The 317-nt window shown below is 61.5% G+C and carries 1 pseudogene; it reads right to left on the bottom strand.

The annotated features are described in order from the left end of the window. Nucleotides 1–247 (bottom strand): annotated as a pseudogene (locus ACH107_RS33720) (IS3 family transposase); the annotation flags it as partial. Between the last annotated feature and the right edge of the window lie 70 nt (nt 248–317).

The following is a 317-nucleotide window of genomic DNA, read 5'->3' as shown; positions in this document are numbered from 1 at the left end:
ACTTCCAGGGTCCGAGGTAGTTGATGACCTCGGTCTTGAAGAGGCCAATGACGCTTTCGGCCATTGCGTTATCATATGAATCACCGACACTGCCGACCGAGGTGTCGATTCCGGCATCGGCCAGGCGCTCGGTGTAGCGGATGGATAGGTGAGCTTGCGAACGGCTGCCGCGGTCTGAGTGGTGGATCAGTCCACCGCCCTCGGCCGGGCATCGTTGGCAGATGGCCTGGTTCAACGCATCGAGCACAGTGAGCGATCAGCGCGCCACAGGTTCGAGCGCGATCGCGAACGGTGGTCATCGAGGTCGAGACGCGCCA

It is taken from the genome of Roseovarius halophilus (ex Wu et al. 2025), assembly GCF_047086965.1.
This window is presented reverse-complemented; position numbering and strand designations above follow the sequence as displayed.